Here is a 10,896-nt window from a genome sequence, read left to right as displayed (position 1 = left end):
TGCTAGCAGCCTCCGGGGGGAAACGACATAACTATGTAGTGCACGGTGAGTGGCCAGAGGTGATTGAATGGCAAGATTACTGGCCGGGGCGGGATGTGAACGCCTAGACTTCGCCGATCTTCAGTTCAGGAATAGCCCGTGACCTCCATCTTCTGGTACGACTATGAAACCACTGGCATCAATCCCCGCTGCGACCGTCCGCTGCAAGTGGCGGGGATTCGCACCGACTTCGATCTCAATGAAATAGACGAGCCGGTCAATCTTTACTGCCAGCCCAGTGACGACATCCTGCCGCATCCTGCCGCTTGCGCGATCACCGGCATTACGCCCGGCCAGTTAGCTGAACAGGGCTTGAGCGAAGCTGATTTCATGACGCGGGTGCATGCCCAGTTAGCGGCGCCGGGAACGTGCGGTGCGGGTTACAACACGCTGCGTTTCGACGACGAGATGACCCGTTACAGCCTGTATCGAAATTTTTTCGATCCGTATGCACGGGAGTGGCAGGGCGGCAACAGCCGCTGGGACCTGATCGATGTGGTGCGAGCAGCGTACGCGTTGCGTCCCGACGGGCTCGTCTGGCCCACGGACGAAGAGGGACGAGTGACGCTCAAGCTCGAGCGCCTGACCGCCGCCAACAACATCGATCATGGTAATGCCCACGAAGCGCTGTCGGACGTTCGCGCTACCATTGCGCTGGCGCGCCTGATTCGCGAGAAACAGCCCAAGTTGTATGACTGGCTGTTCAAGTTGCGCAGTAAACAAAAGGTGATGGACCAGATTCGCCTGTTGCAACCGCTGGTGCACATTTCCGGGCGCTTTTCGGCGGCTCGCAGCTATGTGGGAGTGGTGCTGCCATTGGCCTGGCACCCGCGTAACAAGAACGCCTTGATTGTCTGCGACTTGCATCTGGACCCCCAGGGGCTGCTGGACCTGGATGCCGATACTTTGCGTCAGCGGCTGTACACCCGTCGCGATGACCTGGCCGAAGGCGAACTGCCTGTGCCACTTAAACTCATTCATATCAACAAGTGCCCGGTGGTCGCGCCGATGTCGGTACTTCGGCCTGAGGATCAGCAACGCCTGGGGCTGGACATGGCGCTTTATCAGGAACGTTCGCTGCGGCTAATCGACGCACAACAAGTTTGGCGAGACAAAGTACAGGCCATTTATGCCAGCGAAGATTTCACGCCAAGCCAGGATCCGGAGCAACAGTTATACGATGGTTTTATCGGTGACCGGGACCGGCGTCTATGTGAGCAAGTCCGAACCTCGGACCCTGCCCAATTATCACAAGAGCAATGGCCTTTCGATGACGAACGTTTACCTGAATTATTGTTTCGTTATCGCGCACGCAACTTCCCCGATACGTTGAATTTCGAGGAGCAAGAGCGCTGGCGAATATTCTGTCAGCAACGTTTGACGGCACCCGAGTGGGGGGCACCCAATACGTTGGATACTTTTTCAGAAGCCGCAGCCCAATTGAACGAAACGGCTACAACGTTTCAGCGAGAGGTGTTGAATGAATGGCAGAGTTATGTTCAGGGACTACGCAAACGTTTGAATCTTTGAAAACGAACATGCCCGGAGAATGAATGGCGGGCATAAAAAAACGCCAGCAATTGCTGGCGTTATTTTTTGTCGCAGTTAATGCTTTGACAAACCCTGTGGCTTAGCCCAGCAGAGTAGCCCAGCCTTCAACCACGTCGCCGCCCCACTTGGCTTTCCACTCTTTCAGAGTTTTGTGGTTGCCACCTTTGGTTTCGATGACTTCGCCGTTGTGCGGGTTTTTGTATTGTTTAACTTTGCGAGCACGCTTGGTGCCAGTAGTTTTTACTGCGCCGCCGCGTGGTGCTTTGGTTTTGGACTCTGGATCCAACAGCGCAATGATGTCACGCAGGGACTTGGAGTATTCGCCCATCAGGGTGCGCAGTTTGCCTTCGAATTCCAGCTCGGTTTGCAGTTTGTCGTCTTGGGACAGGTTCTTCAAACGGGCTTGCAGCTCTTTGATAGCTTCTTCGGTGGCGCGGTATTCGTTGATCAAGGACATGAGGACTACCTTATGTTGGGCGCTGGATGGCAGGGGACAGTGCCGCAATAATAGTCAGGGTGTTTCATCAAGTAAACATTTAACCGGCGTTTTAATTAAATTAGTTTCGATGAAGTAGGCGCAAATTGAGGTGCCGATTAAATAGTGTGATGCAGTCATCACAGATATTCACAAATTGACTCTAGATATCATTTAAAAGATCCCCAGCGCGCGGGAGCGGGTGCTATCAGCGCGGGGGGCGCAGGCCGGTTTTCCGGGTAGTACGTCATCAATACTGCAGTTTTGCTGCGCAGTCGCTAGAATGGCGGCCTTTGCGAAGTTCTGGAGTTTCCCCCTCATGCGCACTTTTCGGCTGGTGATTGCTTGCCCGGACCGCGTCGGCATCGTTGCTAAAGTCAGTAACTTTCTGGCGTCACATAACGGCTGGATCACCGAAGCGAGCCATCACTCGGACAATCTCAGTGGCTGGTTCTTCATGCGTCACGAAATTCGTGCCGATTCGCTGCCATTCGGTATCGAAGCCTTTCGCGAAGCGTTTGCACCGATTGCCGAAGAGTTCTCGATGAACTGGCGCATCACCGATACCGCGCAGAAGAAGCGTGTGGTGTTGATGGCCAGCCGTGAGTCCCACTGCCTGGCCGACTTGTTGCACCGCTGGCACAGTGACGAACTGGATTGCGAAATCTCCTGTGTGATTTCCAACCACGATGACTTGCGCAGCATGGTCGAGTGGCACGGCATTCCATATTACCACGTCCCGGTCAATCCGCAGGATAAGCAACCAGCCTTCACTGAAGTTTCGCGGCTGGTCAAACAGCACGACGCCGAAGTGGTGGTACTTGCCCGTTACATGCAGATCCTGCCGCCCGAGTTGTGCAGCGAATATGCCCATAAAGTGATCAACATTCATCACAGCTTCCTGCCGTCGTTCGTGGGGGCCAAGCCGTATCACCAGGCCTCCATGCGCGGTGTGAAGTTGATCGGCGCGACGTGCCACTACGTGACGGAAGAGTTGGACGCCGGGCCGATCATCGAGCAGGACGTCGTGCGTGTCAGCCACAGTGACAGCATTGAAGACATGGTGCGTTTCGGCCGTGACGTCGAGAAGATGGTGTTGGCCCGTGGGCTGCGTTATCACCTGGAAGACCGGGTGTTAGTACACGGCAACAAAACCGTAGTGTTCTGACTGTCATACAACACGGTTGAAATTCGAAGGGCCTGGGCGTTCAATCGCTTCAGGCCCTTCGCCGTTTCTACACTGAGGTTTTGACCATGGCCGATCCACTCGACAAAGCCACTTCCAAGGCACCAGCGACATTAGGCGAGGGATGCTTGAGTCGCTACGATCCGGAGGACATGAGCCCCGAAGATGGTACGGAGTTTCCCGGCGCCGCCGAGTTGTGGGAACAGTTGCAGCAAGAGCCCGATGACACGCCTAAGCCTGCTTGAACTTCAGCAACTTTATCGATCCTGCAGGACATTTCGCCATTGGCCGAGGCGGAGGGGGACGCGACAGCGAGGATTGGTAGTGTCTTGAGACCGCGCTCGCGGGCAAGCCTTCTCTCCCAGGTTCACGCAAAACCCCGGGAATGGGCTTGCCCGCGAAGGGGCCGGTTCAGACACTAGATACGGAAACTGCCTACCAACTGCTTGAGTCGCGCTGCCTGCTGCTCAAGGTCGGAGCACGCCCGCAATGTCGATTGCAGGTTTTCCACACCTTCCTGATTGAGGGTGTTGATCTCGGTAATGTCGACGTTGATCGACTCCACCACCGCGGTCTGTTCTTCAGTCGCCGTCGCCACCGACTGGTTCATCCCGTCGATTTCTCCGATGCGCAAGGTCACGCTGTTCAATCGCTCGCCCGCCAGGTTGGCGATTTCCACGCTGTCCTGACTGTGGCGCTGGCTGTCGCTCATGGTACTGACGGACTCACGGGCGCCGACTTGCAGTTCCTCGATCATGGTCTGCACCTGCTGTGCCGACTCCTGAGTGCGGTGTGCGAGGTTGCGCACTTCGTCGGCCACCACCGCAAAACCACGTCCGGCTTCACCGGCACGGGCAGCTTCGATGGCCGCGTTCAGTGCCAACAAGTTGGTTTGTTGGGAGATGCTGGTGATCACTTCGAGAATTTGCCCGATGTTCACGGTTTTGCTGTTTAGCGATTCGATATTGGTGCTCGAGGCGCTGAGCATGCTCGACAGTTGATTCATCGCTTTGATGCTGCGATCCACCACTTGCTGGCCGTCTTCGGCCAGGCTGCGGGCATCACTGGCCTGGCTCGACGCTTGAGCGGCGTTACGAGCGATTTCCTGGGCGGCGGCACCGAGCTGGTTGATCGCTGCGGCCACGCTGCTGGTGCGCGAGGCTTGTTGGTCTGAGTTGAACATCGACGAGTTCGACGCCGCGACCACACGCAGGGCCACTTCGTTGACCTGGCCGGTGGCCGAGGACACTTCACGGATCGAACCGTGGATACGCTCCACGAAACGGTTGAACGCCGTGCCGAGAACGCCAAATTCGTCGTTGTTTTCAATGGTCAGGCGCTTGGTCAGGTCGCCTTCACCGTCGGCAATGTCGGCCATCGCGCGGGTCATGACGTGCAACGGCTGGATCAGGATGCGGATCAGCATGCCCAGCAACGCGATGATGATGGCCACGGCGATGACGGTCGCTACGACCGCCGAGGCGCGGAATTCGCTGAGCATTGCGTAGGCTTGGTCTTTATCCACCGACAGACCGATGTACCAGTTCACCGAGGACAGGCCTTTGATCGGGGTGAACGTGACGATGCGGGTCTTGCCGTCAACGTCGACTTCACTTAAGTCGTTGCTGATGCGCGGGGTGTTTTTCGGAAACGCCTCGCTCAGGGACTTCATCACCAGGGCTTTGTCCGGGTGAACCAGGATCTTGCCGTCGGCGCTGACCAGGAAGGCATAACCCATGCCGTTGAAGTCCAGCGCGTTGAGGCTGTCGGCGATCACTTGCAAGCTCAGGTCACCACCGACCACACCGATGTTTTGACCGTCTTTGAGCACACTGTTGACGATGGAAATGACCAATTGGCCAGACGCGAGATCGATGTACGGTTCGGTCAGTGCCGAGCCGCTGGCGCTTTGGGCGCTCTTGTACCAAGGGCGAGCGCGAGGGTCATAGCCATCCGGCATTTTGCTGTCTGGGCGGATGATGAAGGTGCCATCCTTGTTGCCCAGATAGGCGCCCATGAAGGTTGACGTCACCGCCTTCTGTTCAAGAAGCTTGGAGACGTTGCCGGTGTCAGCGTTCAATGCGACGTTTTGTGACAGGTTTTCGATCAACAGGCTACGGCCAGCCAGCCAGGTATGGATATTGTTGGCTGTCACGCTGCCCATTTCTTGCAGGTAGTTGTCGAGATTACTGCGTATTGCATTGCGCTGCAGATAGTCGTTGTACAGAGTAAACGAAGCGAAGGCTGCAATTACGACGAGGGCGGCGGCAAGCAAAATTTTATGGCTGAAGCGCAGGTTTTTGTTCATGGCTTGGGGTTCCGCTAAGGTCTTAATGTCCTGAGCGTGCTTTTATAAAGGCACGCAAAATGGGCAGTGTTGAAAACAAGCTGATATTTCCGTCCTCTCCTTAGGGAATTACCGACGCTAATTTCTGTGTGGTCTCGGTTTTTGTATCGGCCGTGCCGGCTCAAAGATTAACCATGGGTGACAAAATGCCTGACTCATTGCAACTCGTTCTCGGCGCTGACCTTGCCGGCCAGCCCATCGCCCAGGCCATGCGTCTGGCGAACCGCCACGGTCTGGTCGCAGGCGCTACCGGGACGGGTAAAACCGTCACGTTGCAGCGCATGGCCGAAGCTTTCAGCGATGCCGGGGTGGCGGTGTTTGCCGCCGACATCAAGGGCGACTTGTGCGGTCTCGGCGCCGCCGGCAACCCGCAAGGCAAGATCGCCGAACGCATTGCCGGGATGCCGTGGCTGAACCACAAGCCCCAGGCGTATCCGGTGACCCTGTGGGACATTCATGGCCAGTCCGGTCATCCATTGCGCACAACCTTGAGTGAAATGGGCCCGTTGTTGCTCGGCAGCCTGCTGGAACTGACCGACAGTCAGCAGTCGGCGCTGTATGCGGCGTTCAAGGTGGCGGATCGCGAAGGGCTATTGCTGCTCGATCTCAAAGATCTGAAGGCGCTGCTCAATCACCTGCGCGACCACCCCGAATTGCTCGGGGACGATGCAGCGTTGATGACCACGGGCTCAAGTCAGGCGCTGTTGCGGCGTCTGGCGACGCTGGAGCAACAAGGCGCCGAAGCACTGTTTGGCGAGCCGGCGCTGCAACTCGAAGACATCCTGCAGCCGACCGCTGACGGTCGCGGGCGCATTCATTTGCTGGATGCCAGTCGCCTGGTGCACGAAGCACCGAAGGTTTATGCGACCTTCCTGCTCTGGTTGTTGGCTGAATTGTTCGAACAATTGCCGGAGCGCGGCGATGCGGACAAACCGCTGCTGGCGCTGTTTTTCGACGAGGCACATTTGCTGTTCGCCGGCACGCCCAAGGCGTTGCAGGATCGGTTGGAGCAAGTGGTGCGACTGATTCGTTCGAAAGGCGTGGGGGTGTATTTCGTCACCCAGTCGCCGGGTGACTTGCCGGATGACGTGCTGGCTCAGCTGGGTTTACGCATTCAGCACGGCTTGCGCGCGTTCACGGCCAAGGAACAGAAATCCTTGCGCGCCGTGGCCGAGGGTTTTCGGCCGAACCCGGCGTTCGATGCCTTGTCGGTTTTGACCGAGTTGGGGATTGGCGAGGCGCTGGTCGGCACGCTGGCCGATAAAGGCACGCCGGAGATGGTCCAGCGTGTATTGATCGCGCCACCGCAATCGAGGATCGGGCCCTTGAGCGAGGCGGAGCGTGCGGCGCTGGTGGCCGGTTCGCCGTTGCAGGGCCGTTATGACAAACCGATCGACCGTGAGTCGGCTTATGAAGTGCTGATGGGGCGCAAGGGGTTGGCCCCCGATCCCGATGCGACGCCGGCCAAGCCTGCACCCGAAGAGCCAAGCTTCACTGACCAGGCCGGGGAATTTCTGGGTACGGCAGCCGGGCAGGCGTTGAAGTCGGCCATGCGACAGGCGGCTAACCAGTTAGGCCGACAATTGGTGCGTGGGCTGATGGGCTCGCTGCTCGGCGGCAAAAAAAAGCCGCTGAACCCTGTAGGGGCATGACGTGCCCGCGATGAACGATAACGCGGAGTATCTGTTGCACTGCGGCGCGCCCATCGCGGGCAAGCCATGCGCCTACAGAAATCGGTGATCTCAGGTTTTGGGCTTGGCGTGGGCCGCCAGGCGTTCCAGGGCGGCCCGCAGATTCGGATCGCTGATGCTCTCGGCCGTGGCCTGAATGGTCGCGCCCGCGTTGGGCGACAAACTGATGGTGTGGCCAGCAGCCCCTTGTTGCACGGTTGGCGGCTGCACCTTGAACAGAATCCGCGTCAAACTGGCGAATTCATCAAACATTTGCAGTTGGCGATGCAGGCGCTTTTGCTGATAACGCAAGCGCGTTGCCCAATGACCATCGGTAATGATCAGCAGCAAACTGCCTTCGCGCCACGACGCCACATGGCAATGTTCACGGGCGGCAGGCTGCAATTGGCTTTCGAGCAGACGTTGTAAATGACCCAGGCGTTGAGCCTGGCTGAAAATGGCTTTCAGCGGCTTGGCTTCGCGGAGCAGAACGGCGGGTGCTCTGGCCGTAAGAGGGCGAAATGCCATGATCAGACACCTGAAGTAACAGAGCCGCTATGGTAGCAGAAAGCATCACGTGCACCCGACCCATTGCTTTGCGCTCGCTTTACCCATTAAATCAACAAGTAACTTCTGCAGTGAATGGCTTGAAGTTCAGCAAAAAGCCCTTATTTTAAGTGAGCCCCGTTACAACGCAGTGCATGCATCGTGGAATAACGCCACTTTCCTCACCATCGTTTCCGGGTAGAATGCTCGTTCGCATGCGGCCATGAGGGCTGCACGGGCGACTCTCGGGGCCGCCCTCCATCCCTTTAGTGTGGAAGATCCTGCCGATATGTTTGCGCCTTTGTTAAAGAAACTTTTTGGAAGCAAGAACGAGCGTGAAGTCAAACGCATGCTCAAGACGGTGCAATTCGTCAATGCCTTCGAAGAGCAAATGGTGGCCCTTTCGGACGATCAATTGCGTGCCAAGACAGACGAGTTCAAGGCCCGCATCGCCAAAGGGGAAACCCTCGACAAGCTGTTGCCAGAAGCCTTTGCGGTCGCCCGCGAAGCCGGCAAGCGCGTCATGGGTATGCGCCACTTCGATGTCCAGCTGATCGGCGGCATGACCTTGCATGAAGGCATGATCGCGGAAATGCGTACCGGTGAAGGCAAGACCCTGGTGGCGACACTGGGTGTTTACCTCAACGCGCTGTCCGGCAAGGGCGTGCACGTTGTGACCGTGAACGACTACCTGGCCCGCCGTGACGCCAACTGGATGCGTCCGCTCTACGAATTCCTCGGCCTGACGGTCGGCGTGGTCACGCCGTTCCAGCCGCCGGAAGAGAAGCGCCTGGCTTACGCCGCCGACATCACTTACGGCACCAACAACGAATTCGGTTTCGATTACCTGCGCGACAACATGGCATTCAGCATGGAAGAAAAATTCCAGCGCGAACTCAATTTTGCCGTAATCGACGAAGTCGACTCCATCCTCATCGACGAAGCCCGTACTCCGCTGATCATTTCCGGTCAGGCCGAGGACAGCTCCAAGCTGTACATCGAGATCAACAAACTGATCCCGCGGCTGGAATTGCACATCGAAGAAGTTGAAGGCGAAGTCACCAAGGCCGGCCACTACACCGTTGACGAGAAGACCCGTCAGGTCGAACTCAACGAAGCCGGTCACCAGTTCGTTGAAGAGTCGCTGACCTCCCTCGGCCTGCTGGCTGAAGGCGAAAGCCTGTATTCGGCGCACAACCTGAGCCTGCTGACTCACGTTTACGCCGGTCTGCGTGCGCACAAACTGTTCCACCGCAACGTCGAGTACATCGTGCAGGACGGTCAGGTTGTCCTGGTCGACGAACACACCGGTCGTACCATGCCGGGCCGTCGTTTGTCCGAAGGCCTGCACCAGGCTATCGAAGCCAAGGAAAACCTGAACATTCAGGCCGAAAGCCAGACCCTGGCATCGACCACGTTCCAGAACTACTTCCGTCTGTACAACAAACTGTCCGGCATGACCGGTACGGCTGACACCGAAGCGTTCGAGTTCCATCAGATCTATGGCCTGCAGGTCATGGTCATTCCGCCGAACAAGCCGCTGGCCCGTAAAGACTACAACGACCTGGTGTTCCTGACGGCCGACGAGAAGTACGCGGCCATCGTGGCGGACATCAAGGAAAGCATGGCCGCTGGCCGTCCGGTACTGGTAGGTACGGCGACCATCGAAACCTCCGAGCACATGTCCAGCCTGCTCGTGAAGGAAGGCATCGAACACAAGGTTCTGAACGCCAAGTTCCACGAAAAAGAAGCCGAGATCATTGCCCAGGCCGGTCGCCCAGGCGCACTGACCATCGCCACCAACATGGCCGGTCGTGGTACCGACATCCTGTTGGGCGGTAACTGGGAAGTGGAAGTGGCTTCCCTTGAAGATCCAACGCCAGAGCAGATCGCCCAGATCAAGGCCGACTGGCAGAAGCGTCACCAGCAAGTGCTCGAGTCGGGTGGCTTGCAGGTTATTGCTTCCGAGCGTCACGAATCGCGCCGTATCGACAACCAGCTGCGCGGTCGTGCCGGTCGTCAGGGCGACGCCGGTTCCAGCCGTTTCTACCTGTCGCTGGAAGACAGCCTGATGCGTATCTTTGCCTCTGATCGGGTGAAGAACTTCATGAAGGCCCTGGGCATGCAGCCAGGCGAGGCGATCGAGCACCGCATGGTGACCAACGCCATTGAAAAGGCTCAACGCAAGGTTGAAGGCCGTAACTTCGACATTCGTAAGCAACTGCTCGAGTTCGACGACGTCAACAACGAACAGCGTAAAGTGATTTATCACATGCGTAACACGTTGCTGGCCGCTGACAACATTGGCGAGACCATCGCCGATTTCCGTCAGGACGTACTCAACGCCACTGTCAGCGCACACATTCCACCACAGTCGCTGCCTGAGCAGTGGGACGTGGCCGGTCTGGAAGCGGCGTTGCAGAGCGACTTCGGTGTGGCGCTGCCGATCCAGCAATGGCTCGACGAAGACGATCACCTGTACGAAGAAACCCTGCGCGAGAAGCTGATGCAAGAGCTGATCGCGGCGTACAACGAGAAAGAAGACCAGGCGGGCGCCGAAGCGCTGCGCAGTTTCGAGAAGCAAATCGTTCTGCGCGTGCTGGACGACCTGTGGAAAGACCACCTGTCGACCATGGACCACCTGCGTCACGGCATCCACTTGCGTGGCTATGCCCAGAAGAACCCGAAGCAAGAGTACAAGCGCGAGTCGTTCACGCTGTTCTCCGAGCTGCTGGATTCGATCAAGCGCGACTCTATCCGTGTGCTGTCCCACGTTCAGGTTCGCCGCGAAGACCCGATCGAAGAAGAGCAACGCCTGCGTCAGGAAGCCGAAGCGCTGGCTGCTCGCATGCAGTTCCTGCACGAGGAAGCGCCGGGCCTGGAGCAACCTGAACAGTTGGGTGAAGAGATCGATGTGGCCCTTGCCACCGCTCCGGTTCGCAACGAGCAGAAGCTGGGCCGCAACGAGCTGTGCTACTGCGGTTCGGGCAAGAAGTTCAAGCATTGCCACGGGCAGATCCAGTAAACCCCGTTTCAATCGCTGAAATACCCGCGCCGCGACCGGCTTCAGCCGTCGCGGCGT

8 protein-coding genes and 1 pseudogene are annotated in these 10,896 nt (G+C 57.7%); 5 read left to right on the top strand and 4 right to left on the bottom strand.

All coding sequences use genetic code 11. From position 1 onward, the window contains the following. The first annotated feature begins 138 nt into the window (after positions 1 to 138). Positions 139 to 1,569 (top strand): exodeoxyribonuclease I, encoded by a 1,431-nt coding sequence (sbcB, locus tag AB4N76_RS07595; protein WP_046033271.1) that lies wholly within the window; start codon positions 139 to 141, stop codon positions 1,567 to 1,569. Positions 1,570 to 1,669: 100 nt separating this feature from the next. On the opposite strand, the gene mvaT is transcribed toward sbcB, so the two are convergent. Next, entirely contained in the window at positions 1,670 to 2,047 is a 378-nt protein-coding gene (mvaT, locus tag AB4N76_RS07590; protein ID WP_007933316.1) for a histone-like nucleoid-structuring protein MvaT, read from the bottom strand. Positions 2,048 to 2,384: 337 nt separating this feature from the next. On the opposite strand from mvaT, the gene purU reads away from it, so the two are divergent. Next, a complete protein-coding gene (gene purU / locus AB4N76_RS07585) occupies positions 2,385 to 3,233 on the top strand; it encodes a formyltetrahydrofolate deformylase (protein ID WP_046033272.1) in 849 nt (282 codons plus the stop codon). A gap of 86 nt (positions 3,234 to 3,319) precedes the next feature. Next, on the top strand, positions 3,320 to 3,496 hold the full coding sequence (locus AB4N76_RS07580; protein WP_175648978.1) for a hypothetical protein: 177 nt from the start codon (positions 3,320 to 3,322) through the stop codon (positions 3,494 to 3,496). Positions 3,497 to 3,669: 173 nt separating this feature from the next. Here the strand turns inward: AB4N76_RS07580 and AB4N76_RS07575 are convergent, their stop codons facing one another. Together AB4N76_RS07575 and AB4N76_RS07570 are read right to left on the bottom strand one after the other, a co-directional pair. Beyond that, positions 3,670 to 4,434 carry a methyl-accepting chemotaxis protein gene (locus AB4N76_RS07575; RefSeq protein WP_427701491.1) on the bottom strand — a complete coding sequence of 255 codons (765 nt, stop codon included), beginning with the start codon at positions 4,432 to 4,434 and terminating at the stop codon, positions 3,670 to 3,672. Between the two features lie 141 nt (positions 4,435 to 4,575). Continuing rightward, positions 4,576 to 5,415, bottom strand: a pseudogene (locus AB4N76_RS07570) (HAMP domain-containing protein); the annotation flags it as partial. A 329-nt stretch (positions 5,416 to 5,744) separates the two neighbouring features. On the opposite strand from AB4N76_RS07570, the gene AB4N76_RS07565 reads away from it, so the two are divergent. Then, a complete protein-coding gene (locus tag AB4N76_RS07565; RefSeq protein ID WP_460164329.1) occupies positions 5,745 to 7,250 on the top strand; it encodes a helicase HerA-like domain-containing protein in 1,506 nt (501 codons plus the stop codon). A 90-nt stretch (positions 7,251 to 7,340) separates the two neighbouring features. Here AB4N76_RS07565 and AB4N76_RS07560 read toward each other — a convergent pair whose 3' ends face one another. Then, positions 7,341 to 7,796, bottom strand: coding sequence for a DUF721 domain-containing protein (locus AB4N76_RS07560; RefSeq protein WP_046033274.1), 456 nt, complete (start codon positions 7,794 to 7,796; stop codon positions 7,341 to 7,343). 307 nt (positions 7,797 to 8,103) lie between these two features. Here AB4N76_RS07560 and secA point away from each other — a divergent pair, with 307 nt between their 5' ends. Then, positions 8,104 to 10,839, top strand: coding sequence for a preprotein translocase subunit SecA (secA, locus tag AB4N76_RS07555; protein ID WP_046033275.1), 2,736 nt, complete (start codon positions 8,104 to 8,106; stop codon positions 10,837 to 10,839). Positions 10,840 to 10,896 lie beyond the last annotated feature (57 nt).

This window comes from Pseudomonas sp. S2_F03 (assembly GCF_054668335.1).
Note: the sequence above shows the minus strand (reverse complement) of the source record. Positions and strands in the feature narration are given on the sequence as shown.

Excerpts from the sequence above, each read along its gene's own strand:
- purU (WP_046033272.1), top strand. The coding sequence starts at position 2,385 with ATGCGCACTTTTCGGCTGGTGATTGCTTGCCCGGACCGCGTCGGCATC.
- AB4N76_RS07575 (WP_427701491.1), bottom strand. The coding sequence starts at position 4,434 with ATGTTCAACTCAGACCAACAAGCCTCGCGCACCAGCAGCGTGGCCGCA.
- AB4N76_RS07560 (WP_046033274.1), bottom strand. The coding sequence starts at position 7,796 with ATGGCATTTCGCCCTCTTACGGCCAGAGCACCCGCCGTTCTGCTCCGC.
- mvaT (WP_007933316.1), bottom strand. The coding sequence starts at position 2,047 with ATGTCCTTGATCAACGAATACCGCGCCACCGAAGAAGCTATCAAAGAG.
- AB4N76_RS07580 (WP_175648978.1), top strand. The coding sequence starts at position 3,320 with ATGGCCGATCCACTCGACAAAGCCACTTCCAAGGCACCAGCGACATTA.
- AB4N76_RS07565 (WP_460164329.1), top strand. The coding sequence starts at position 5,745 with ATGCCTGACTCATTGCAACTCGTTCTCGGCGCTGACCTTGCCGGCCAG.
- secA (WP_046033275.1), top strand. The coding sequence starts at position 8,104 with ATGTTTGCGCCTTTGTTAAAGAAACTTTTTGGAAGCAAGAACGAGCGT.